Source organism: Lacticaseibacillus salsurivasis, from assembly GCF_036246225.1.
Classification (GTDB): domain Bacteria; phylum Bacillota; class Bacilli; order Lactobacillales; family Lactobacillaceae; genus Lacticaseibacillus; species Lacticaseibacillus salsurivasis.
Genome location: NZ_BTTP01000010.1, coordinates 39,918 through 64,100, shown reverse-complemented (window position 1 = coordinate 64,100; position 24,183 = coordinate 39,918). Strand labels below are relative to the sequence as shown.

The following is a 24,183-nucleotide window of genomic DNA, read 5'->3' as shown; positions in this document are numbered from 1 at the left end:
GAACCTTTGCTCCTGCTAGTCATTAACTAAACTATATATGAGGTGAAAGACACAAATGGCAAAAGAAATTAAGTTTGGTGAAGATGCCCGCCGCTCCATGCTGGAAGGCGTCGACAAGTTAGCAAATACCGTTAAAACCACTCTTGGGCCTAAAGGTCGCAACGTGGTTTTGGACAAGTCTTACGGTGCTCCAGAAATCACTAACGATGGTGTGACCATCGCCAAGAGCATCGAATTAGAAGACCACTACGAAAACATGGGTGCCAAGTTGGTCGCCGAAGTCGCAACCAAGACCAACGACATCGCCGGTGATGGGACTACCACCGCGACGGTTTTGGCCCAAGCCATCATTCGTGAAGGTCTGAAGAACGTGACCGCCGGTGCTAACCCCGTTGGCATCCGCAAAGGAATCGAAGAAGCAACGAAGACTGCGGTTGATGAATTGCACAAGATTTCCCACAAGGTCAACGGCAAGAAGGAAATCGCGCAGGTTGCTTCCGTTTCTTCTTCCAGTCCAGAAGTCGGCGATTTGATTGCTGACGCGATGGAAAAAGTCGGTCACGACGGCGTTATCACCCTTGAAGAAGGCAAAGGGATTCAAACTGAGCTTTCCGTTGTTGAAGGGATGCAGTTCGATCGCGGCTACCTGTCCCAGTACATGGTGACTGATAACGACAAGATGGAAGCTGACCTCGACAATCCTTACATCTTGATCACTGACAAGAAGATCTCCAACATCCAAGACATCCTGCCTTTGCTGCAAGAAATCGTGCAACAAGGTAAGGCCCTCCTGATTATTGCTGACGACGTTGATGGTGAAGCTTTGCCAACCTTGGTCCTCAACAAGATTCGTGGGACCTTCAATGTCGTTGCCGTTAAGGCCCCTGGCTTCGGCGACCGCCGCAAGGCTCAGCTGGAAGACATCGCTGCCTTGACTGGCGCCACTGTCATCACTGGCGACTTGGGTCTGGACCTGAAGGACACCAAGATCGACCAGCTTGGCCAAGCCGGCAAGGTGACGGTAACCAAGGACAACACCACGATTGTTGAAGGCGCTGGCGACAAGGATGCCATTGCTGAACGCGTAGCCACCATCCGCAAGCAAATCGACGAAACCACCTCTGACTTTGACAAGGAAAAGCTGCAGGAACGTTTGGCTAAGTTGGCCGGCGGTGTTGCTGTGATCCGCGTTGGGGCTGCTACGGAAACCGAACTGAAGGAACGCAAGTATCGCATTGAAGATGCCTTGAACGCTACCCGCGCTGCGGTTGACGAAGGCTACGTTGCTGGTGGTGGTGTTGCTTTGGTCAACGCTGCTAAGGCAGTCGCTGACCTCAAGGAAGACGGCGACGTCCAAACCGGGATCAACATTGTCCTGCGTGCTTTGGAAGAACCTGTCCGTCAGATTGCCACGAACGCCGGGCTGGAAGGCTCCGTCATTGTTGAACGCCTGAAGCACGAAAAGACTGGCTTTGGCTTCAACGCTGCTACCGGCGAATGGGAAGATTTGGCTGAAGCCGGCATCATCGACCCAACCAAGGTCACCCGTTCTGCTTTGCAAAACGCGGCCTCAGTTGCTGCTTTGCTGCTGACCACGGAAGCGGTTGTGGCTGACAAGCCAGAACCAAAGACTGCTGCACCAGCTCAACCAGACCCAACTGGCATGGGCGGCATGATGTAATCTAACAAGGCTGCGACAAAAGGCGTTTTTCGAGCCGACAGGTGGCTGGTGTAGCTGCTGCCGCATGTCAGCCTGTACGTGCTTTTCACTACAGGCTGATCAAACTGCTCGGCTCGGGCCTTTTGGAGCGCGACTATTAAGAACGGTGACTCGCAATGAGCGAGTCACTGTTTTTTTGCCTGCTGTCGCGTCAGACATGCGCGGGCAGGGGTCAGCGTGGTAAAATAAAACGGGAAAAGGAGCTGATTCGTATGAAATTAATTGAAAATCCGATTCGTCTGAACTTTAGTTTGCACAAGTCTTTGCCATACACCATGCGGTATCTGTACGGTAAGAGCAATGTGAAAACGTTCCGTCTCTATACGCTCGGCTCCGTGCATGTGTACTCGATTGAAGCGTTCGATAAGCTGGATATTGTGATGACGCATGAACACCGCAACATAAAGCAAACCGAGGTCGATTTTGTCTTGAGCAAATTATTGCCCAATGACGATCCGCAGACGCTCAAAATCAGCCACTCGGCCAAAGCCGAAATCGAAGGCGATTTGCATAAGAAAATCCGCGTGAAAGACCTGGTCATCATTGAAAAGCCGTTAACTTCGGCTGATGCGAGCTAGCTTTCAACCAATCGCGGCGCCAAGCTCCCAAGCGGGAACTTGGCGTTTTTTGGTGGGCTGAGGCACTGCCCGCAAGCGCTGAAGTTAGTGTTAAAATAATAGGTAACGATTTGGAGTGAGGGAGTAAACCATGGCCAAGCAAACCAGTACGACGCCGATGATGCAGCAGTATCAGGCCGTCAAAGATCAATATCCGGATGCGTTTTTGTTTTATCGCATTGGCGACTTTTATGAATTGTTCAACGATGACGCCATCAAAGGCTCGCAAATTCTGGAGCTGACTTTGACCGCGCGCAGCAAAAACGCCGAAAACCCCATTCCCATGTGTGGGGTGCCGCATCACGCTGCCCAAAGCTACATCGACATTCTCGTTGACCGCGGCTACAAGGTCGCCATTTGTGAGCAAATGGAAGATCCCAAAAAAGCCGTGGGCATGGTCAAGCGCGAGGTCATTCAACTGGTCACCCCTGGCACCAAGATGGATGTCAAAATCGGCGAGGCCAAGTCCAACAATTACCTCGCCGCGGTGGTGCCGGCGGATGGCCGTTACGGCATGGCCTATGCCGACTTATCGACAGGCGAATTCAAGGTGACAGTGCTGAGCAATCGCTTCACCTTGCAAAATGAGCTGGCAGCGTTAGGCACCCGTGAAATTGTCGTGCCAAATGAACTGAGCGCCGAAGATGAGAAGCTGCTGGGCCAAGGCGAGCGCCTGCTGTCGAAGGCCGATGCCGTAGTCTCCGCGGAGGCCAGCTATGTCAGTCAAGACTTGACTGACCAACTCGCAGTGCAGGTGGTGTCGATGCTGATGCAGTATCTGCTCACCACGCAAAAACGCAGCCTGGCACATATCCAAAAGGCCGTTTACTATGAGCCAGCGGCGTATTTGGAAATGGACCAAGACGCTCGCACCAACTTGGACATCATCAAAAACAGTCGCACCGGCCGTAAAGGCGACACCTTGCTGGCGGTGCTGGATAAAACCAAAACGGCGATGGGCGGCCGCTTGCTGAAGCAGTGGCTGGATCGGCCGTTGCTGGATTTGAACGCCATTTTGGCCCGGCAAAATCAGGTTCAGGACTTGCTGGATCATTATTTTGAACGCAGCGAGCTGCAAGAGCGGCTGACCAAAGTGTACGATTTGGAGCGCCTCGCTGGCCGGGTGGCATTTGGGACAGTCAATGGCCGGGACTTGATTCAGCTGCAAACCTCCCTCGACCAAGTGCCAACGGTGCAAGCCGTGCTACAAAAGCTGGACGATGGCAGCTTTACCGCACTACTGAAAGCCATCGATCCGGTGGCGGATGTCGCGGGGCTGATCCGGCGCGCCATTGAACCAGAACCACCGATCTCGGTGACGGATGGCGGGGTCATCATGCGCGGCTATGATGCCAAACTCGATGAATACCGGGATGCCATGGCCAATTCCAAGCAGTGGATTGCCGATTTGGAAGCGTCAGAACGCCAGGCTACCGGCATTCACAACCTGCGCATTCGCTACAACAAGGTGTTTGGCTACTACATCGAAGTCACCAATAGTCAGCTCGATAAGGTCCCGGAAGACCGCTACGAGCGCAAACAAACCCTGACCAACGCCGAGCGGTTTACCACACCAGAGCTGAAGGCCAAGGAAAGCACGATTTTGGAAGCGGAAGAACGCGCTACCGGGCTGGAATACGATTTGTTCCAGACCATTCGCGGTCAAGTCAAAGACCAAATCGCGCGCTTGCAGAAGCTGGCAGCGCAGATTGCCGCGCTGGATGTCCTACAGAGTTTTGCCGTGGTCGCCGAAAACGACCATTACGTCCGGCCAGCGATGCACGCCGGTAGTCACGACCTGGCCATTCATGGCGGCCGCCATCCGGTGGTGGAGCAGGTGTTGGGGGAAGCCAAGTACATCCCTAACGATGTCGTGATGGACAAGGACACGGACATTCTGCTGATCACCGGGCCAAACATGTCCGGGAAAAGCACCTACATGCGCCAGCTGGCGTTAACCGTCATCATGGCCCAGGCCGGGTCGTTTGTGCCGGCGGATGATGCCAGCATGCCGATTTTTGATCAGATTTACACTCGCATCGGCGCCGCTGACGACCTGGCTAATGGCCAAAGTACCTTCATGGTTGAAATGCTGGAGGCCAACGCGGCGTTGAGCCACGCCACTGCCAGCTCGCTGATTTTATTCGATGAAATCGGCCGCGGCACCGCCACTTATGACGGCATGGCGCTGGCCCAAGCCATCATCGAGTACCTGCATGATCATGTCCACGCCAAGACATTGTTCTCGACCCATTATCACGAACTCACCGCCTTGGCGGACGACCTGCCAAAATTGGCTAATGTCCATGTCGGGGCCGTGGAAGAAAACGGCACACTGGTCTTTTTGCACAAAATGCTGCCAGGACCAGCGGATAAGTCTTACGGGATTCACGTGGCCAAACTAGCGGGCCTACCAAGTAGTCTGCTGAACCGCGCGGATACCATTTTGTCCAAACTCGAAGACAACAGTCAAGAACCAGCCCCGGCCACCGCGGCCCCGGCAGAAGACGCCCAACTGAGCTTGTTTGCGCCAGAACCGCCGAAGCCCAAGGACAGCCCGGTGCTCAAGAAGCTGGCTAAGGTTGACCTCATGGCCGCAACGCCGATGGAGGCCATGAATTTGTTGTACGATCTGCAAAAGCAGCTAAAGAAGAAGTGAGATTATGCCTAAAATTCATCAGCTCTCAGAAACTCTGAGCAACCAAATCGCCGCTGGGGAAGTGATTGAACGGCCGGCCTCAGTGGTCAAAGAATTAGTGGAAAACAGCATCGACGCCAAGGCCACCCAGGTCGATGTCGTGGTGCAAGATGCTGGTCTGAAACTGATTCAGATCATCGACAACGGCATCGGCATCGAGGCCGAAGACGTGCCGACGGCGTTCTTGCGCCATGCCACGTCAAAGATCCTGACCACCCGCGACTTGTTCAATGTTCACACCTTGGGCTTTCGCGGTGAAGCGCTGGCGTCGATTGCCGCCGTCGCTGATGTCACCTTGGCCACTGCGACTGAGGCCGGGCTGGGGACGATTGCCCATATCCAAGGCGGCAAGCTGATCGACCAGCACTCGGAAGGCTTGCGCCAGGGGACCCAGATCAGCGTGAAGAATCTGTTTTACAACACGCCGGCCCGCCTGAAGTATGTCCAGTCGCAAAGCACCGAGCTGAACCATATTCTGGATATCGTGAACCGGCTGGCGTTGGCGCACCCAGAAATCGCCTTTACCCTAAAAAACGGCAATAACCTCGTGATGAAAACCGCTGGTCATGGCGATTTGCAGCAAACTATCGCCGGTATTTATTCGGTTGGGGTGGCCAAAAGTATGCTCGATTTTAGTGGCAGTGACTTGGATTTCAAAGTCACCGGTTACACGAGCTTACCTGACACCACGCGGGCCTCGCGCAATTACATCAGCCTGATGGTCAACGGCCGTTACATCAAAAACTTCCAGCTCATCAAGGCGTTTATCGCCGGCTATGGCTCCAAACTGATGGTCGGGCGCTATCCACTGGCCGTGATCAACATTGAACTCGATCCGCTGCTGGTTGATGTCAATGTCCATCCCACCAAACAGGAAGTCCGTCTCAGCAAGGAAGACCAGTTGAGCAACCTGCTGACGACGACCATTCGTGAGCGGCTGGGCCGAGAGAACCTCATTCCCGATGCCTTGCACAACTTGCGACAACACAAGCCCGTGGACATGGACCAGCTGACCATCGCCTTGAACCAAGTCACCAATCCGCAGCCGGCCGCGCCGGATATGGTGCATGAAGACCCAGCACCGCTGCCCGAACAGCCAAGTGCTGCGCCTGAAACTGGCGCTTCTACTGGCCTGGCCATCGATGAGCTGGATGCCCGGCCGATTTTCGATGAACCTGACCGCTTGGCGGCTTGGGATGAGAAATACAAGCAAGCGCCGCAACCGGCTGTTGTTCCCGATTTGACTCGGGATGACAAGCCCGTTGAGCGTTTCCCCAGCGAATTGCGCTATCTCGGCCAAGTTCATGGCACTTACCTGCTAGCAGAAGCGCCAGATGGTTTGTATATGCTGGATCAGCACGCCGCCCAAGAGCGGGTCAATTACGAGCGCTTGCGTCGGGAAATCGGCGAAGTTAGCAGCGATGAACAGGCGCTGCTGGTCCCCATCACCTTGGACTATCCGGCCAGCGATGCCGTCACCATTCGCGCCCGCCGCGACGTGTTGGCCGGCGTTGGCATTGAGCTGGAAGACTTTGGCCAAAACACCTTCGTCGTGCGCCAGCATCCAACCTGGTTCAAAAAAGGCGAGGAGGAACAAACGGTCCGCGCCATCATCGACTGGGTGCTGAATGAAGGCCATGTCACGGTGGCGGCATTCCGGGAACAAACCGCCATCATGATGAGCTGTAAACAAGCCATCAAGGCGAACCATCACCTGGATGCCCCGCAAGCTGAGGCGCTGCTCAAGCACCTCGCCGAATGCGAAAATCCTTTCAACTGCCCGCATGGCCGGCCAACGCTGGTGCATTTTTCCAACACGGATCTGGAGAAGATGTTCAAGCGCATTCAGGACAGCCACACCAGCTTCGGAGGCGCGAAATGATTATCTTAGCCAGCAACTCACCGCGCCGCCAAGAATTACTCAAGCGCGTGGTGTCTGACTTTAAGGTGATGCCTGCCGCCATTGATGAGCGGGCCTTACCCATTCTCCCGCCGCGCGCTTATGTGCAGCGGCTGGCGGCGGCCAAATGTGGCGCCGTGGCGCGTGAGCATCCCGTGGCCACGGTGATTGCTGCCGATACCATGGTGGCTTTTAACGGTGAGCTGCTCGGCAAGCCCCAGACGGCCGAGGCGGCGACAGCGATGCTTACCGTGCTTTCGGGGCAGACACATCAAGTCCACACTGGCCTGTGTGTTTACTGGCCTGATAAAACTATGCGACAAACGGTGGTGACCACCGAAGTGACCTTCTGGCCGTTAACAATGGCCGAAATCGCGGATTACGTGGCGACCAACGAGCCGTTGGATAAGGCCGGCGGCTATGGCATTCAGGGCCAAGGCAGTTTGTTGGTCAAAGCCATTGCCGGTGATTTTTATAATGTGGTGGGGCTGCCCATCAGCACGCTGGCACGAGTGCTGGCGGCCAAGAAATAAGTCGAGTCATCGGCTTATTTTTTTCGGCCTTAAAGTGCCTTGGCGCGGCAATCGCGTAATTAATAGTCAGCGGCAAAATTGGCGCGAAATGATTGTTAATGGCATGAGCAAATAACTGGCGCGTTTTGGCATTTGGTGGCAAGATGACCGTTACTCAAAGCAATGGCGAGCTGTGCCAGCGCGTTGAGCGGTGTCTGGCCGAGGCGTTGTGCCAACTGCCAACTAAGGAGGTGGTGTTAACGGCTGGGGTCGTGGCCCACAAATGACACCGAATGAGGCTGGACCCGCCGCAGCCAGCGACTGTTGATCTTGGGTAAGTTAGTGCGTGTTGGTTGTCTGCAATGGAGGGTTGTGTAAGGCCCGGCAGGCGACCGTTTGTAAGAGACACAGTCAGTAATTTCAAGGGGGACTTTGGGATGAAAAAAGCAACATGGATATTTAGTAGTGTAATTGCGGCATTATTGGCAACAGGGGCGCCGTCTGTGGTGTCAGCAGCCGGTGCACCAGGTGGACCCGGTATTGATGGAAATAATCTAACGACTGCGAGCGATGGGTTCACGCTTACTGCAGATGGAACCGACACTGCTGTCGAAGCTGATAGTACCGCTCAAGTTGTCGTTCCTGCGGGATCTCTATCTTTAACGAAGGTTCCGGATTTGAACTTTGGTACAGTCGAGGTGAAGGACTTGATTGATGGTCCGAAATCTTTGAACCTTAACACTGACAAAATTGCCCTGGCGAAGACAACCTTCGATGGTAATGATAAACAGACAATTCAGGTACTTGACTATCGGGGCTCGAATGCCGGTTGGACATTGAATGCCCAATTGAGTGCCTTTAGTAATAGTAAGGGTAATAGTATTTCTGTGGATAGTCTTGAATTGAATGGTGCTACGTCTGGTAATGGTATTGTTGGGCAACTGTTGCAAACCAATATCGCCAAGCAAGGCGGTGCCGTTTTAGTTGCCTCTAAAGACAATGGAACAGGAGAAACCACAGTTGTTTTGGACGGCAATACAAAATTACAGTTGCCTGACCAAAATACCGCTATTGCGGGAGATTATCAGGCAAAGATTACCTGGACGCTGTCGGCAGTTGCGTATACACCCGCTCCATGACCAGACAATAGCCGTTAAGTCGGATTAATAACGGAACTGACACTGACGGCAGCGTTAGCCCCAGTTCTGCGGTGAGAGGGGGTGTGGTGATGAAACGATGGTGGTGGCTTTTCCTCCTGCTAGGCCTGTTCTCGCCAGGTCAACCAGTGGCCGCTGAAGGGGCAGGCTTTACGGTAACGCCGGAGCTTCCGGCTAACCAAATCGGTGGCGATACCGGTTGGTTCAACTTGCTGGTTAAACCGGGCGAAACGCAAACCTTGACGGTGACGGTGGCCAATCAATCCGATCAGGATAAACAACTGAAGCTGGAGTTGACCAATGCCTTTACTCAAGACAATGGTCAGGTTGGCTACGCGCCGAATCAGAAAAAAGCCGCTTCCGCCAAGCTACAACTGACGGCCATCGGGTCGAAAGCCATCGCGCTGACGCTGGCCGCGCACCAGGGCCGGAAGGTGACTTTTCAGGTGAAACCGCCAGCGGAAGGCTTTTCGGGTCAAATCCTAGGCGCGGTGTATGTCCGCGATGAAACCCCACCAGCAGAAGCTTCTGGCAGTGGCTTTGCGGTTACCAACGCCTTCGCAATGGTGGTGGCGGTACAGCTGCAGACTAGCGAAAAGCTGGTACCACCAGCGGTACAGTTGGATGCCGTGAAGACCACCACTGAGCACATTCAAGCAACCCTCCAAAACACCGCCCCGCGGCTGTTTGGCAAAATGACGTTGCAGGCGAAGGTGCTGCCGGCTGGGCAGAAGACCGCCGTTTACACCCAAAAGAACACGGATTACGCGATGGCGCCGACTTCAGCGTTTAACTACCAACTCACCCCGACCAAAGCCTTAGCCGCAGGCGAGTATCAGCTGGTGATCGACGCCAGCGCTGGCAACTACAAGTGGCATTTGACGAAGGACTTCACGTTGAAGCAGGCCATCGCTGCGGCATCAGCGCCGGCGCCGAAAGTTAACCCGCCGGTCTGGTGGCCTTGGGCCGTTGCGCTCGTCGCTGTGCTGCTGCTCGGCATCGGGCTCGGTTGGTGGCGTGGCCGGAAACAGCGGGGGTGACCGGATGAGAAAAGTGGGATGGCTTTTAATCGCTGGGCTGAGCTTCAGCTCTTACACCGCGCAGCCGGTGCGCGCTGATCAGATGCGCAGCACGGCAAGCTTCACCCTCGTCGCGTCGCCGCCAAGCTGGCCGACGCCGGGGGCACCAGTGGAACAGCCGCCAAAGCGGCCAACTCCTGGTCCGCTACCGGCCACTGGGGACACGCAGGACGCGCTGGTGGTGTGGCTGGGCGTTGGCTTGCTGGCAGCGCTTGGCCTGCACCAGCGCTGGGTTAACCGGCGGCGCGGGCTGAGACAAATTGGGTAAACAAAGAGGCAGTGCTTGCATGAACGCAAGCACTGCCTCTTTCATTTTGACTTCAGTTACCCGAACAAGCGCAGGAGCCAATGCGCGCCGAAAATCAAAGCCCAGCTGTAAGCCGCAATCGTAATGGGTTTGCCCAGAATGATGATCCAAGCAAACATCCGGGTTTTCATGTGGGTCAGCCCGGCAATCAGACACAGCACATCGTCGGGTGCAATCGGCGCGATGATGGCGACGGCGAAGAACATGTCGAACTTCTGCTGGTTCTTGGCGTAAGCCATGTATTTTTCAAAGACTTTTTCCGGCACGATATGGAGAATGAAGGGCTTGCCATAGCGGCGCGCCAGGAAGAAGTTGATGAAGGAGCCGATGCAGATGCCAATATAGTTATATAAAAAGCCTTGCCAGGGGCCGAACAGGAGGACCCCCGCTGCGGTACTGACGCCGCCGGGAATGATGGGGATGACGACTTGAACGATTTGAATGGCGATGAAAATCAATGGCCCAACAAAACCAGTGCCGTTGAGGTAATTCTGGAGGTTGCTGAGGTTTTTGAAGACCCCGATGCGATACCAGTAGATTGTCACGGCAATGATTGCCAGCAGGCTCAACAAGGCGGTAATGTTGATCAGCCGGCGTGAGGTCGTTTCGCTCAAAAGCGTCACCTTCTTTCGAGGATAATTTTATCAGCTTGAAACGGCGCTGCCTAGCATTGCGCGCGAACAGTTTCGTCACTTGGCGCTCGGGCTTAAGTCGTAGAACGCCGGTAAAACAGGCTTAGCGTGCATGGGCGAAAGCAGGCTTTTATGGTAAACTGGGTTGCAAACATATGTACTGAAAAGAGAGGGCACTATGTACGAATACTTGAATGGCACCGTCGCCGATGTCGCGCCAGGCTATGTGGTGCTGGATGTGCAAGGCGTGGGCTATCGCCTGCTGATGGGTAACCCTTATGCTTACACGATTGGCCAGCAAGCCAAAATCTATGTGCAGCACATTATCCGCGACAATGACCAGGCCTTGTATGGCTTTGAAAATCAAGCGGCTAAGCAGACCTTCAACCAGCTGCTGACGGTGACCGGGATTGGACCGAAGTCCGCGCTGGCGATTTTGGCCAATGCCGACACCACCGGCCTGGCCCAGGCTGTGGCCAGCGGAGATGTGGGCTTTTTGACGAAGTTCCCAGGCATTGGCAAAAAAACCGCGCAGCAGATTATTTTAGACCTGAAAGGTAAGCTGCACCTGGCACCAGAAACCGATCCGACGCCAGCAAAGGCAAACGTCGACCCCGCCTTAGCGGACGCCATGGCCGCCTTGGTGGCTCTGGGCTATCCAGACAAAGCGGTGGCGAAGTTAGAAAAGCCGTTAACTGCCAGTGGGGCGACGACGACGGATGAGTATTTGCGCCGCGGGTTACAATTATTGAGCTAGGAGGATTGTTGTGGCAGACGAGCGAATCGTATCAAAAGACGCTGAGCCGGATGACGACGCCATTGAGCGGAGTCTGCGGCCGCATCAGTTGGCCGACTATATCGGCCAAACCGCGGTGAAGTCCCAGCTCACCGTCTACATTCAAGCGGCGTTGAAGCGCGAGGAAGCCATGGACCATGTGTTGCTTTATGGTCCGCCTGGCTTAGGGAAAACCACGCTGGCTTTGGTGATTGCCAACGAACTTGGGGTGCAAATTCGCACCACCTCCGGCCCGGCGATTGAAAAGCCGGGCGATTTGGTGGCGATGCTGAATGAACTGCAACCAGGCGATGTCCTGTTCGTGGATGAAATTCACCGCTTACCGAAAATCGTCGAAGAAATGCTGTACTCGGCGATGGAAGACTTTTACATCGATATCGTGGTAGGGGAAGGCCCAACCGCGCATCCGGTGCATTTTCCGTTGCCGCCGTTTACGCTGATCGGTGCCACCACGCGGGCCGGCATGCTGTCGGCGCCGCTGCGCGACCGCTTCGGCATCACGGAACATATGCAGTACTACAACGAAGAGGAGCTGAAGCAAATCGTGCTGCGCTCGGCTTCGATTTTCAACATGGCGGTGCCTGACAGTGCCGCGCTGGAAGTGGCGCGCCGCTCACGAGGCACCCCGCGGATTGCGAACCGCTTGTTGCGGCGCATTCGCGATTTTGCCGATGTGGCGGACTCCGACTTGGATGTTGCGCTAGTGGATCACGCTTTGGCCCAGCTGCAAGTGGATGACCGCGGTCTGGATGCCATCGACCGCAAGCTGCTGGGCATGATGATTCGCGACTATGATGGCGGGCCAGTGGGGCTGAACACCATCGCTGCGAACATCGGCGAGGAAACCGCGACCATCGAAGAAATGTATGAACCCTATCTCCTGCAAATTGGTTTTCTTAAGCGCACGCCGCGCGGCCGCATGGTGACGCCGGCGGGCTATGACCATTTGCACATTCCCTTTACCCATTAAATGATTGGAAGGATAACATGCTCACTACTGAAGACTTTGACTATGATTTGCCTCATGAACTGATTGCCCAGACGCCGCTGAAGGAGCGTGACGCTAGCCGGCTACTGGTGTTGAACGCGGAAACTGGCGCGTATGAGGATAAGCATTTTTACGACATTCTGGATTACCTGAACCCCGGCGACGCGGTAGTCATGAACGACACCCGGGTAATGCCGGCGCGGCTGTACGGTGTGAAAAAAGACACCGGTGCCCACATGGAAGTGCTCCTGCTGCACAATACGGAAGGCGACCAATGGGAAACCTTGATGAAGCCAGCCAAAAAAGCCCCAGTCGGCACCGAAATCGACTTTGGGGATGGCTTGTTGAAGGCCACCGTGAAGAAAGAACTGGATCACGGCGGTCGCATTATCGAGTTCCATTACGACGGCATTTTCATGGAGATTCTGGATCAGCTCGGCGAAACCCCGCTGCCTCCATACATCAAGGCTAAGCTCGATGACCCTGAGATGTACCAAACCGTTTACGCCAAGGAAATGGGTTCGGCTGCCGCGCCAACTGCCGGCCTACACTGGACCCCAGAACTGTTGCAAAAGGTCAAAGACAAAGGCGTGAAGCTCGTTTACCTGACGCTCCATGTCGGCTTGGGCACCTTCCGCCCAGTGTCCGTGGATAACATTGAAGACCACAAGATGCACAGTGAATTCTACCGCTTCTCTCAGGAAGCCGCGGACACGCTGAACGAAGTCAAAGCCAATGGCGGCCGCATCATCGCCACCGGCACCACCTCGATTCGCACCTTGGAAACGATTGGCACCAAGTTCGACGGTCAGATCAAACCTGACTCCGGCTGGACCGACATCTTCATCAAGCCTGGCTACCAGTGGCGCTTGGTCGATGCCTTCATCACCAACTTTCACCTGCCGAAGTCCACGCTGGTCATGCTTGTCGCTGCCTTCACCGGTCGCGAAAACATCCTGAACGCCTATCACCACGCGATTGAAGAAAAGTACCGCTTCTTCAGCTTTGGCGATGCCATGTATATTCACAAATAGGCTGCGGAGGGCGGCCGCACTTAGCCCGACAAATAGCCTAGCCCTGAGCCTTATCGGCGAACTTTGCCGACGAGGCTCAGCGCGTAGCTATTTGCTCGGGCGTTGGCCACCCGGAGCGCAACTACACAAGACTGCGGCTGCCGTTTTGCCCACATAAAAAGGCCCGGTTCACACCGAGCCTCACCACGTGGTCCGCGGCGGGAATCCGCAACCAACTACGAAAACGAACAACCCAAGATTTTCTTTTAACGCATCGCTGCGTGGAACATCCATCGTAAATTTCGATCACGAGAAAAGCGGATTCCCTAGCTTGAGGATAGCACGCAGCGCGACTTTGTTGCAACGAAACGACCTAGGAGGCATTATGGCACCTGCAATTTCATACCGCTTGATTCACCAAGACAAACACTCCGGCGCGCGCCTGGGCGAGTTGATCACCCCGCATGGGACGTTCCCGACCCCAATGTTTATGCCTGTGGGCACGCAGGCCACAGTCAAAACGCTGGCGCCTGAGGAACTGGAAACGATGGGGGCAGGGGTCATTTTGGCCAACACCTATCATCTTTGGGTGCGCCCGGGTGAGGAGATCGTCCAAGAAGCCGGCGGTCTGCACCAGTTCATGAACTGGCACAAGGGGATCTTGACTGATTCCGGCGGCTTCCAGGTGTTCTCATTGGCCCAAAACCGCGACATCACCGAAGAAGGGGTGCATTTTAAGAACCACATCAGTGGGGCCAAAATGTTCCTTTCGCCGGAAAAAGCAATTGGCATCGAAAATGCCCTTGGCCCGGATATCATGATGAGTCTGGATGAGTGCCCGCCGTTTTTTGAAAGCTATGATTACGTCAAAAAAAGTGTCGCTCGCACCAGTCGTTGGGCCGAACGCGGCCTGAAGGCACACCAAAATCCGGCGACGCAAGGGCTGTTTGGTATCGTGCAAGGGGCGGGGTTCAAAGATTTGCGCCAGCAAAGTGCCAAGGACCTGGTCAGCTTAGACTTCCCAGGTTATTCCATCGGCGGCTTGTCGGTGGGGGAGTCGAAAGAGGAAATGAACCACGTCCTTGATTTCACCACGCCGCTGCTGCCGGAAACCAAGCCGCGCTACTTAATGGGCGTTGGCTCGCCAGATGCCTTAATCGATGGGGTGCTGCGCGGCATCGACATGTTCGACTGCGTGCTGCCCACTCGCATCGGCCGCAAAGGTACCGTGATGACGTCGCATGGCCGCTTGGTGGTGAAAAACGCCAAGTATGCCCATGACTTCACGCCGCTAGATGATCAATGTGATTGCTACGCTTGCCGCAACTACACCCGGGCGTACATCCGCCATTTGCTGAAGGCGGATGAAACCTTTGGCGAACGGCTGGCCAGCTATCACAACGTCTACTTCCTGCTCCATCTCATGAAGCAGGTGCGAGAAGCCATCGCGAAGGATGAGCTGAACGAATTCCGCCAAGCGTTCTTTGAGGAATACGGCTACTTCAAGCCTGACGCCAAGAACTTCTAGTCTAGCGATTGCGGTGATTCTTTGGTACAGTGTTACTGAACAAATAAGAAAACGAGGTAATTCATTTTGAGTAGTGGATTTTCAATGATCATTTTACTGGTGCTGATGTTCGGGGTCATGTACTTCGGCATGATGCGCCCCCAGAAGAAGCAGCAACAACAACGCATGGAAATGCTGAAGGGCCTGAAGAAAGGCGACAAAATCGTCACCATCGGCGGCTTGCATGGGGTGATTGATTCCATCGATCGCGCCGGCAACACCGTTGATTTGGATCTGGACGGCGTTTTCCTGACCTTCAGCCTGTCCGCCATCCGTACGGTGACGCCAGCGGCTGCCCCAGTTGAGGACAAACCTTACAGCGAACCAAGTAGCGACGATGTCACCAGCAACGACGCTAGCGACAACGCTGATAGCGAAGCAGCCAGCGAGGAGACACCTGCTGACAGCGACAAGCAGGACGATAGCGAAGCCAAATAAGCACCACCTTCTAGCTTCCAGTTGAGCGGCCACCGCTCACTGGGAGCTTTTTTTATGGGCTTAATTAAATTGTTCATCGAGTAACATGAATAAGATTTGCTAATTGACAGTTTGACGGTCATCGCGCCAGTAGCGGGGATGAAGCATGTCGTAGCGATGAAGGAATAGGACGGTCAAAGTTGAAATGAACACGGTTACGCTCACTCAATAACGAAATATTTTTAAACACGAACGCCTTGACAGCAGCATTTGCGACCCCTTCAATATTTTTCGTGAAAAATTTCACCGAAACTTGTTTACAAATTCACAATCATCGGGTATATTATTGTTTGTGAAATGGTTAACAAAAATTGAAGCCTATCTTGTGGAGGGATATCAATGCTGAAAGACAAACCGGAAACCCAAACCGACATTGAAGCGAATATCGACCAACTCGTTGCCAATGCTCAGGAAGCGCTCAAAGTGCTGAAGACTTATGACCAAGAGAAGATCGACCAAATCGTGCACCGCATGGCGATTGCCGGTCTTGATCATCATATGGAATTGGCCAAGATGGCGGTTGAGGAAACCGGCCGCGGCGTTTATGAAGATAAAGCCATCAAGAACATGTTTGCCACTGAAGAAATCTGGCACTCCATCAAGGATGACAAGACGGTGGGCGTGATTTCAGAAGACAAGCAAAAGAACATCGTCCAGATTGCGGAACCAATCGGGGTCATTGCTGGGGTAACGCCTGTCACGAACCCGACTTCCACGGTCATGTTCAAATCCGAAATTGCGATTAAGACCCGGAACCCAATCATCTTCTCCTTCCACCCAGGCGCGCAGAAATCTTCCGCGCGGGCCTTGGAAGTGATCCGCGACGAAGCCAAGAAGGTTGGCCTGCCCGATGGCGCCTTGCAGTTTATCGCCATCCCAAGCATTGAAGCTTGCCAAGCCTTGATGCATCACCCAGGCATCGCCACGATTTTGGCTACTGGTGGCCCTGGCATGGTCAAGTCCGCTTATTCCTCAGGCAAACCAGCGCTTGGCGTTGGGGCCGGGAATGCGCCAGCTTACATCGAAGCGACTGCCAACATCAAGCAGGCCGTTAATGACATCGTCCTCTCCAAGAGTTTTGATAACGGCATGGTCTGCGCTTCTGAACAAGGTGCTGTCGTTGACGCTGCGATTTACGACGACGTGAAGAAAGAATTCACCGCGCAAGGCGCTTACTTCGTTAAGCAAAAGGACATCAAGAAACTCACCGAAACCGTGATCAACACCGACAAGATGGCGGTTAACCCACGGATCGTTGGCCAAAGCGCTTGGCAAATTGCCAACTGGGCCGGCATCGATGTGCCAAAGGATACGCCACTTTTGATTGCTGAACTCAAAGGCGTGGGCGATAAGTTCCCACTGTCTCACGAAAAACTGAGCCCAGTTTTGGCCATGTTCAAAGCTTCCGGCCATGAAGAAGCCTTTGAAATGGCGGAAACCATGCTCGATATCGGCGGCTTGGGCCACACCGCTATCATCCATACCGCAGATGATGATTTGGCCCTGGATTACGCCGACAAGATGCAAGCTTGCCGCGTGCTGGTCAACAGCCCATCCACATTCGGGGGCATCGGCGATCTGTACAACGAAATGATCCCATCCTTGACCCTGGGCTGCGGCTCTTACGGTGGTAACTCAATTTCACACAATGTGGGGACGATCGACTTGCTTAACATCAAAACTTTGGCAAAACGCCGCAACAACATGCAATGGGTCAAGCTGCCACCGAAGATTTACTTCGAACGCAACTCAGTACGTTACTTGGAAAAGATGGACGGCCTTGATCGGGTGCTGATCGTCGGCGACCGTGGCATGGAAAAGCTTGGCTACGTGCGCATCGTTGAAGATGTTTTGAAGAACCGGACCAACAACGTCGATATCCAAACCTTCTTGGATGTTGAACCTGATCCTTCCAGCAACACGGTTTACAAAGGCACCGCGATTGCTAAGGACTTCAAGCCAGACGCGATTGTTGCCATCGGCGGCGGGTCTGTCATGGATGCGGCCAAAGGCATCTGGTTGTTCTACGATGGGGATGGCGACTTCTTCGGCGCTAAGCAGAAGTTCTTGGATATCCGCAAGCGGACCTACAAGTTCCCGAAGCCAACCAAGTCCAAGCTGGTCTGCATCCCAACGACTTCTGGGACGGGCTCTGAAGTCACCCCATTCGCGGTGATCACCGACTCTGACACGGGGATCAAATACCCACTGGCTGACTACGCTTTGACGCCAGATGTTGCCTTGGTTGATCCGCAGTTCATCGAAACCGTACCGCCGAAGGTTGTTGCGGATACTGGCCTGGATGTCATCTGCCATGCCACTGAAAGTTTTGTTTCCACCATGGCCAGCTCTTACACCAAAGGCCTGTCGCTGCAGGCTTTGAAGTTGGCCTTCGACAACTTGGAACTCTCTTACCAAGGCGACCTGGAGGCCAAGGCGAAGATGCATGACGCCTCCACGATTGCCGGGATGGCCTTTGCTAACGCGCTGCTGGGCATCAACCACAGTATCGCCCACAAGCTTGGCCAGACCTTCCACCTGCCTCACGGGCGCTGCATTGCGATCACCTTCCCACACGTCGTTCGCTACAATGCTAAGACCCCGAAGAAGCGCGCCGTTTGGTCCAAGTACAACTACTTCCGCGCTGACGAAGATTACGCCGAAATCGCCCGTTACCTGGGCCTGAAGGGCAACACCACCGCCGAATTGGTGGAAGCCTTTGCCCAAGCTTACATCGACCTGGCTAACCGCGTTGGCGTCAAGATGAGCCTCAAGGAACAAGGCATCACGAAGCAAGCCGTTGACGAAAGCGTTGATCGTTTGGCCGAATTGGCTTACGAAGACAACTGCACGGTCACCAACCCAGTTGAACCTTTGATTGCCGACATGAAGCAAATCGTGCTCGACGAATACGAAGGTACCGCCTCTAGTGACAGCGTGAAATAAGCGCTGCTTCAAACAGTCATGTTATCGGAAAACACGCCAGTCAGGCGTGTTTTTTTTGTTCACTTCATGCATAATAGAGAGTGTGTGTACAAACTGAAAGTAAGGATGACTATGACCCCGAATAAAGAAGACTACTTAAAAATGATATTTGAACTCGGCGGCGATACAGCTTTGATTTCTAACAAGCAGATCGTAGCTGGGCTGTCAGTGTCTGCGGCTAGTGTTAGTGAGATGATCACCAAACTGGTGGAGCAGCAATACGTGACCCACACGCCATATCAAGGGATCAAGCTCACCGCCAGTGGCCAGCGGCGAGCAGCTAGTTTAGTGCGCAATCACCGGCTGTGGGAAGTCTTTTTGGCCAATGACTTGGGTTATCCCATCGATAATGTCCACGCCGAAGCCGAAATGCTGGAGCATGCCACCACCGCTGAAATGGCAGAGCGCATGGCGAAGTTCTTGGGTAATCCCAAGTACTGCCCGCACGGCGGTGTGATTCCTGATGAAGACGGCCATTACCTCGACCAAAGCCGGGTCACCTTGAGCACCGTGCCAGTTGGGGCCAAAGGGCATATCGAACGCATTGTCGATGAGGCGAGCCTGATTGACTATGTCTTCGGCCTCGGCCTGCATATTGAGGACCATTTTGAAGTGTTAGCAAAAGAAGACAAGACGATCACGATTCGCCAGCGCGAAACCGGCAAAGACCTTGCTGTCGATGCCGTGCGCGCCGAGCATATTTTCGTGGAGTTGTGACCGCTGAAAAGCAGAAAGTAGTGACAAGCGATTATGAGTAATGAAGTCAATGCAGTGATTATCATGTTTGGTGGTTCAGGCGATCTGGCCCACCGGAAACTGTATCCGGCATTGTTCGGATTGTACCGTAAAGGCGTTTTGAAGGACCACTTCGCCGTGATTGGCACGGCACGCCGCCCTTGGAGCGATGATTACTACCGCAGCGTGGTCCGCGACTCCGTGGCCGGCAGCGAAGAAGAAAATGAGGCCGAAGCCGAAGCATTCGCCAGCCATTTTTACTACCAATCGCATGACGTGACCGATTCATCGCATTACGTCACGCTGAAGCAATTGGCCCAGAAGTTGGATGATCAATATGCCGTGGGCGGCAACCGGATGTATTACATGGCCATGGCGCCGCAGTTCTTCGCCACCATTGCCACGCACCTTAAGTCGGAAGCGCTGCTGACCAAGACCGGCTTCAACCGGTTGATCATCGAAAAGCCTTTTGGCCATGATTATCCTAGCGCCAAGGAGCTCAATGATGCCTTGACCGGCACCTTTGCCGAGGAGCAAATTTACCGCATCGACCATTATCTGGGCAAGGAAATGGCACAGGCCATTTTGGCCCTGCGGTTCGGCAATCCCTTGCTCAAGACAGTGTGGAATAAGGATTACATCAAAGACATTCAAATCACTTTGGCCGAGGCCGTGGGTGTGGAAGAACGCGCTGGGTACTACGAAACCGCCGGCGCCTTGCGCGACATGGTACAAAATCACGTGATGCAACTGCTGGCTTATCTGACCATGGATGAACCGACTGCGATGACCTCAGAGGCTGTGCATGAAGTCAAAAGCCGCGCCTTTGATCAGCTGCATCGCTACACCGAAGAAGAGGCCGCGGCCAACTTTATCCGCGGTCAATACACCGCCGCTGACATCGATGGCCAAGCAATCAAAGGCTACCGCGCAGAAGACGGTGTGGCCAGCGACTCGCTGACGGATACCTTTGTGGCCGGCCGGATTCTGACCGATGCGCCAGCCTTTGCTGGCGTGCCGATTTTCATTCGCACTGGTAAGCGCCTGACGCGCAAGTCCACGCAAGTCACCGTGACCTTCAAAGGCGGCAAGACGCCGTTTGGGGAAGGCCAGGATGCCCATTTGACGATTTATATCGAACCGTCACAAGGTTACACCTTGGAGCTCAATGGCAAGCAGCTCGGTGAAGGCAACATTTTGACGCCGAACCGCCTAGACTTCCGGCATGACCCAGCGGCGATTGCTGCGGCGCCAGAAGCCTATGAACGCTTGATTGGCGAGGCTTTGGCCGGCGATCAAACCAACTTCAACCACTGGCGGGAGCTGGCCCAGACCTGGCATTACGTCGACGTCATTACTGCCGCTTGGCAAAAGCAAACTGGCATTGACACCTATCCGGCAGGCACCATGGGACCGCAAGCGGCCTTTGACCTGCTGGCCAAAGACGGCCACCAGTGGTACTGGCAGCCAACTAGAGTGAGAATGGCAGATTAAGCACAAAGGGGGATGGCAGGGCTATCCCTTTTTGAATTGGAGTCAACATGCTCGAAATACCGATGCAAAACGATACCCATCGTAAAATCATTCACGTGGACATGGACGCGTTTTACGCCTCCATTGAGGAACGCGATGATCCTAAGCTCAAACGCCGCGCCTTGGTGATGGCGCATGATCCGCGCCAAACCGGCGGTAAAGGGGTGGTGACCACAGCAAACTATGTGGCCCGCCAATTTGGTGTGCACTCCGCCATGCCGGCCAACGAAGCCTTGCATCTGGTGCCGCGGCAGCTGCTGACGTTCAAGACCCCGGACTTCACCAAATATCGTGCGGTGTCGCAGCAGATTCACACTTTGTTTCATCAAGTGACAGACTTGATCGAGCCAGTGGCGCTGGATGAAGCCTATCTGGATGTCACTGCCAATCATGATTTCAATACCACCATTGAGCTGGCATTGTGGCTGCAGGATCAAATCCGGCAAACGACTCAGCTGTCGTCTTCCATCGGGCTGTCTTACAACAAGTTTCTGGCCAAGGAAGCCTCCGAGTATAACAAGCCGCGCGGCCGGACTGTGATTTTGCCAGAGCAGGCACAGCTGTTTTTGGACCGCTTGCCGATTGAAGCTTACCGCGGGGTGGGGAAGAAAACGGCGCCAGTGCTGCAGGCGATGGGTATCACCGATGGCTTGAGCTTACGGGCGTTTAGTCAAGAGGCGCTCATTGCCAAGCTCGGTAAAATGGGTTTTGAATTGTACCGCCATGCCCGCGGCGTCGATAATCGGCCGGTGCAGGTGCGTGATGCCAAGTCCATCGGTAAAGAGCGTACCTACCGCGCGGTACTGACCACGGACGCAGCGGTTGAAGAACAGCTCGCCTATTTAGCTGACTTGGTGGCGGCGGCCTTGGCTAAGAAGCAAAAGCATGGCAAAACCGTCGTGCTCAAGCTCCGTGATAGCGACTTTAACACCCAAACTCGGCGCAAAACCCAAGAAACTTATTTCAACGGCCGGGAGGCGATTTATCAAGCCGCATTAGCGCTTTGGCAGGAGGTACCCGTCAAGCCTAAGGCAGTGCGGCTGCTGGGCATCACGATGACGGCCTTAGATCCGCAACAATACGAAAACATCGATCTGCCGCTGTAACAGGCTCACGCTGTGTTATAATACAGCTAGACTGAAAAGGGTGCGCCGCTTGCCGCAAGCCGGCATCTTCGCGCACAAAGGGGCAAAACAGATGGCAACGAAACACGAACAGATTCTCGATTATATTGGCAGCTTAGCGGTTGGCACGAAGATCTCAGTGCGCTCGGTCGCCAAGCACCAACATGTGAGCGAAGGCACGGCTTACCGCGCGATTAAAGAGGCCGAGACTACTGGCTTGGTGTCCACCATTGAACGGGTCGGCACCATTCGCATTGAGCAAAAGCCGATGAGCAGTATTGACTCCCTGACTTTTCGCGCCTTGCTGAAGCTGATCGACGCCAAGGTTCTCGGCGGTTCAGCTGGCCTGGCCAAGCGCCTGGATAAGTTCGTCATTGGGGCGATGACCCCAGACGAAATGCTGCGCTACATCACCAAGAATTCCTTGGTCATTGTCGGTAACCGTGAAGATGCCCAGCGCCTGGCACTGCAAAATGGCGCGGCAGTGCTGATTACCGGGGGCTTTATGACGTCAGATAACGTCATTCGCCTGGCCAACCAGATGGACTTGCCGGTGCTACAAACTAGCTATGACACCTTCACCGTGGCCACGATGATTAACCGGGCGCTGTCGGATCAGGCTATCAAACAAGACATTTTGACCATTGCGGCGATTTACACGCCGCTGAGCGATGGGGTGCAAACTGGGCTGGCCGATCAAACCGTGGCTGATTTCACCCGGTTGCGCGCGGGTCGCAATGATTTTGCTTTGCCGATTATCACCCCCACGGGCCGGTTGATTGGGATGGTCACGCGCAAACAAGTCGCCGGTAAAAAAGGCACCACGTTGCTTGAACGCGTGATGGCCAAAGACCCGCTGACGTTGCGGCCATATCTGGGCGTCACCGCCGTGGGCCACACCATGCAAGGCCGCAGTATTTCAGTGCTGCCTGTGGTGGATGACTCCTGGCAGCTGCTGGGGATTGTCACCCGGAGCAGTGTCTATTCCGCTTTGGCGGAGCTAGGCACCAACTCGCAAGGCACCACGATTGCCGACCAGGTTGCCGCTCAAATGGCGCTGGTCACGCCGGCGCCGGCTGAAGGCCCGGCTTTCACGCTGACCACGACGCCCATGATGATGAACAAGCTGGGCACGTTGAGCTTTGGCGTCATGAGCGAAGTTGTGAACTACAGCATTACTTATTATTTGAACCAAAAAGGGCGCCGGAACGTACTGATCGATCAGCTGTCGCTGCACGCGTTTCGGCCGGTGCAACTCGAATCGACGGTTCATATTAATGTCGCGCCGCTGGAAGTTAATTCCCATGAAGGCACCTTCGACGTCAGTCTGTTAACCGATGGCCTGCTCGTCGCCAAGGCGCTTGTCACTTGTCAGTTATTGGAAAGGACAACACGATGATTCAAGACCAGATTATTGCCACCATTGAAGCGTATGACAAGATTATTGTCCACCGCCATGTGAAGCCAGACCCCGATGCGCTGGGCTCCCAAGGCGGCCTCGCGGCGGCTTTGCGCGCGGCGTATCCGAGCAAGCAGGTGTATCAAGTCGGCGGTTCGGTCGGCGATTTGGACTGGCTCAGCCAGATGCAAACCATTCCCGATGACCTGTATCAAGGCGCGCTGGTCATTGTCGTCGATACCGCCGATCGTCCGCGGGTGTCGGATCAGCGGTTTGACCAAGGGGCGAAGCTGATTAAAATCGATCATCATCCCAATGATGATGCCTATGGCGATTTGCAGTGGGTCGATGAAGACGCTAGTTCGGTGTCGGAAATGATTTTTGACCTGATTCAGCAGACACCGAGTTTGAACCTGAACGCCAAAAGTGCGCGGCTGCTCTACGCCGGCATTGTTGGCGATACCGGTCGTTTCCTGTATAATAACACGACCCCCCACACGCTCGAGGCCGCCGCTCGGCTCATTCGCGAGGACTTTGATCCCACCGCTTTGAACAACAAAATGGGGGCGCTCACCTTTGCGCAAGCCAAGTTGCAGAGCTATATCTTTAACCATCTGACCATTACGCCCGCCGGCGCTGCCACAGTGACGATTCCACTGGCTGTGACCTTGGAGCTGGGCTTGACGCCCGACCAAGTGCATGCCGGCGTTGGCACCCCAGGCCGGTTAGGAGAAGTCATTGCTTGGGCTTTGTTTGTGGAGCAAGCCGATGGCGAACCTTACCGGGTTAACCTGCGCTCCAAAGGCCCCATCATCAATGGCTTGGCCAAAGCTCATCATGGCGGCGGCCACCCCATGGCCAGCGGCGCGAAGGCGATGGATCAAGCCGAAATAACGCAAATCACAAAGGAGCTCAGCCAGTTAGTGGCTGACTTCGGAAAGTAG

The 24,183-nt window shown here is 54.6% G+C and carries 21 protein-coding genes; 20 read left to right on the top strand and 1 reads right to left on the bottom strand.

The features are described from left to right. Positions 1 to 55: 55 nt before the first annotated feature. The 9 genes from groL (at position 56) to AAA927_RS08375 (ending at position 9,951) form a co-directional block, all read left to right on the top strand. On the top strand, positions 56 to 1,681 hold the full coding sequence (groL, locus tag AAA927_RS08415) for a chaperonin GroEL (RefSeq protein WP_125579806.1): 1,626 nt from the start codon (positions 56 to 58) through the stop codon (positions 1,679 to 1,681). A 251-nt stretch (positions 1,682 to 1,932) separates the two neighbouring features. Beyond that, positions 1,933 to 2,298, top strand: a complete 366-nt coding sequence (locus tag AAA927_RS08410) for a DUF1827 family protein (RefSeq protein ID WP_338217415.1) — start codon at positions 1,933 to 1,935, stop codon at positions 2,296 to 2,298. Between the two features lie 130 nt (positions 2,299 to 2,428). Beyond that, the gene (gene mutS, locus AAA927_RS08405; RefSeq protein ID WP_338217413.1) at positions 2,429 to 4,996 is read left to right on the top strand and encodes a DNA mismatch repair protein MutS; all 2,568 of its coding nucleotides are present in this window, start codon (positions 2,429 to 2,431) and stop codon (positions 4,994 to 4,996) included. Between the two features lie 4 nt (positions 4,997 to 5,000). Further along, on the top strand, positions 5,001 to 6,917 hold the full coding sequence (gene mutL / locus AAA927_RS08400; RefSeq protein ID WP_338217411.1) for a DNA mismatch repair endonuclease MutL: 1,917 nt from the start codon (positions 5,001 to 5,003) through the stop codon (positions 6,915 to 6,917). After that, on the top strand, positions 6,914 to 7,468 hold the full coding sequence (locus AAA927_RS08395; protein WP_338217409.1) for a Maf family protein: 555 nt from the start codon (positions 6,914 to 6,916) through the stop codon (positions 7,466 to 7,468). Before mutL ends, AAA927_RS08395 begins: the two co-directional genes overlap by 4 nt. A 143-nt stretch (positions 7,469 to 7,611) precedes the next feature. Next, positions 7,612 to 7,734 carry a hypothetical protein gene (locus AAA927_RS08390; RefSeq protein WP_338217407.1) on the top strand — a complete coding sequence of 41 codons (123 nt, stop codon included), beginning with the start codon at positions 7,612 to 7,614 and terminating at the stop codon, positions 7,732 to 7,734. 150 nt (positions 7,735 to 7,884) lie between these two features. Beyond that, positions 7,885 to 8,586, top strand: coding sequence for a WxL domain-containing protein (locus AAA927_RS08385; protein ID WP_338217405.1), 702 nt, complete (start codon positions 7,885 to 7,887; stop codon positions 8,584 to 8,586). Between the two features lie 89 nt (positions 8,587 to 8,675). Further along, positions 8,676 to 9,644 (top strand): WxLIP family cell surface protein, encoded by a 969-nt coding sequence (locus AAA927_RS08380; protein WP_338217403.1) that lies wholly within the window; start codon positions 8,676 to 8,678, stop codon positions 9,642 to 9,644. Positions 9,645 to 9,648: 4 nt separating this feature from the next. Beyond that, a complete protein-coding gene (locus AAA927_RS08375) occupies positions 9,649 to 9,951 on the top strand; it encodes an LPXTG cell wall anchor domain-containing protein (protein ID WP_338217401.1) in 303 nt (100 codons plus the stop codon). A 56-nt stretch (positions 9,952 to 10,007) separates the two neighbouring features. Here the strand turns inward: AAA927_RS08375 and AAA927_RS08370 are convergent, their stop codons facing one another. Next, positions 10,008 to 10,604 (bottom strand): TVP38/TMEM64 family protein, encoded by a 597-nt coding sequence (locus AAA927_RS08370; RefSeq protein WP_125579790.1) that lies wholly within the window; start codon positions 10,602 to 10,604, stop codon positions 10,008 to 10,010. A gap of 196 nt (positions 10,605 to 10,800) precedes the next feature. Here AAA927_RS08370 and ruvA point away from each other — a divergent pair, with 196 nt between their 5' ends. From ruvA to AAA927_RS08315, 11 genes are all read left to right on the top strand, one after another. Then, on the top strand, positions 10,801 to 11,379 hold the full coding sequence (gene ruvA / locus AAA927_RS08365; protein ID WP_338217399.1) for a Holliday junction branch migration protein RuvA: 579 nt from the start codon (positions 10,801 to 10,803) through the stop codon (positions 11,377 to 11,379). Between the two features lie 10 nt (positions 11,380 to 11,389). Further along, positions 11,390 to 12,388, top strand: a complete 999-nt coding sequence (gene ruvB, locus AAA927_RS08360) for a Holliday junction branch migration DNA helicase RuvB (protein ID WP_338217397.1) — start codon at positions 11,390 to 11,392, stop codon at positions 12,386 to 12,388. A 17-nt stretch (positions 12,389 to 12,405) separates the two neighbouring features. After that, positions 12,406 to 13,440, top strand: coding sequence for a tRNA preQ1(34) S-adenosylmethionine ribosyltransferase-isomerase QueA (gene queA, locus AAA927_RS08355; RefSeq protein ID WP_338217395.1), 1,035 nt, complete (start codon positions 12,406 to 12,408; stop codon positions 13,438 to 13,440). A gap of 364 nt (positions 13,441 to 13,804) precedes the next feature. Next, positions 13,805 to 14,947 (top strand): tRNA guanosine(34) transglycosylase Tgt, encoded by a 1,143-nt coding sequence (gene tgt, locus AAA927_RS08350; RefSeq protein ID WP_338217393.1) that lies wholly within the window; start codon positions 13,805 to 13,807, stop codon positions 14,945 to 14,947. 66 nt (positions 14,948 to 15,013) lie between these two features. Beyond that, positions 15,014 to 15,424 (top strand): preprotein translocase subunit YajC, encoded by a 411-nt coding sequence (gene yajC, locus AAA927_RS08345; protein ID WP_435891518.1) that lies wholly within the window; start codon positions 15,014 to 15,016, stop codon positions 15,422 to 15,424. A gap of 378 nt (positions 15,425 to 15,802) precedes the next feature. After that, a complete protein-coding gene (adhE, locus tag AAA927_RS08340) occupies positions 15,803 to 18,409 on the top strand; it encodes a bifunctional acetaldehyde-CoA/alcohol dehydrogenase (protein ID WP_338217390.1) in 2,607 nt (868 codons plus the stop codon). Positions 18,410 to 18,520: 111 nt separating this feature from the next. Beyond that, positions 18,521 to 19,165, top strand: a complete 645-nt coding sequence (locus AAA927_RS08335; RefSeq protein ID WP_125579775.1) for a metal-dependent transcriptional regulator — start codon at positions 18,521 to 18,523, stop codon at positions 19,163 to 19,165. 33 nt (positions 19,166 to 19,198) lie between these two features. Beyond that, positions 19,199 to 20,677: a glucose-6-phosphate dehydrogenase gene (gene zwf, locus AAA927_RS08330; protein WP_338217388.1), complete on the top strand. Its 1,479-nt coding sequence runs from the start codon at positions 19,199 to 19,201 to the stop codon at positions 20,675 to 20,677. A 47-nt stretch (positions 20,678 to 20,724) separates the two neighbouring features. Beyond that, positions 20,725 to 21,822 (top strand): DNA polymerase IV, encoded by a 1,098-nt coding sequence (gene dinB / locus AAA927_RS08325; protein ID WP_338217387.1) that lies wholly within the window; start codon positions 20,725 to 20,727, stop codon positions 21,820 to 21,822. Between the two features lie 91 nt (positions 21,823 to 21,913). Then, on the top strand, positions 21,914 to 23,239 hold the full coding sequence (locus tag AAA927_RS08320) for a DRTGG domain-containing protein (RefSeq protein ID WP_338217386.1): 1,326 nt from the start codon (positions 21,914 to 21,916) through the stop codon (positions 23,237 to 23,239). Continuing rightward, positions 23,236 to 24,183 (top strand): DHH family phosphoesterase, encoded by a 948-nt coding sequence (locus tag AAA927_RS08315; protein WP_338217478.1) that lies wholly within the window; start codon positions 23,236 to 23,238, stop codon positions 24,181 to 24,183. The genes AAA927_RS08320 and AAA927_RS08315 overlap by 4 nt, the downstream gene beginning before the upstream one ends.